The sequence below is a fragment of the Bartonella sp. AD13SXNS genome (assembly GCF_042196465.1).
Classification (GTDB): Bacteria; Pseudomonadota; Alphaproteobacteria; order Rhizobiales; family Rhizobiaceae; genus Bartonella.
The window spans coordinates 1-575 of the sequence record NZ_JBHIQI010000117.1 but is presented as its reverse complement, the minus strand read 5'-3'; the positions used below and the strand labels follow the sequence as shown (position 1 = coordinate 575).

Sequence of the window (575 nt, the reverse complement as noted above, 5' to 3'; positions counted from 1 at the left end):
AACCCTTATGCCTCCTTCATATACTGATCCTTTTCCATTCCTCAACGGCGCATTATGGGTGAAGCGCTCACCACCTTTCTGCTTATTCTCACTGTTGCCGCCGTTATCCGTCATGAAGATGATGATGGTATTGTCAGCCACGCCCTTATCTTCCAGATAATCGAGTATGTCACCCAGGCTCTTGTCCATGCCTTCCACCATGGAAGCATATCTTGCCTGCCCTTCGTCAAGGCCCATATCGATATACTTCTGATAGAAACGGTCATCAGCCTGGATCGGAGTGTGATTCGAATAATGAGCCATATACAGATAGAAAGGTATACCGTTTTCTATCGGATAGTCAAGAGTCTTGAGTGCATCCACGGTAAGGGCTTCGGTAAGATGAGTGTCCGTATCATACCAATGGGCCATATTCTGCACAGCCAGATAATTCCATTTCTCCGGAGTGTTTCCATAATGGTCCTTGCTCTGATATGAACGGGGCATTCCGTTCACGCTTCCAGCGATATTGACACAGAATCCCATATTATGAGGAGAGGCTCCTGGAGTACCTGTGGAGGCCCAGTGAGCCTTTC

At 47.7% G+C, this 575-nt stretch carries 1 protein-coding gene; it reads right to left on the bottom strand.

Translation table 11 applies throughout. The annotated features are described in order from the left end of the window. Positions 1-525 (bottom strand): sulfatase-like hydrolase/transferase (locus tag ACFIMQ_RS09715; protein WP_375703962.1); only part of this gene is annotated, 525 nt, incomplete at its 3' end. Positions 526-575 lie beyond the last annotated feature (50 nt).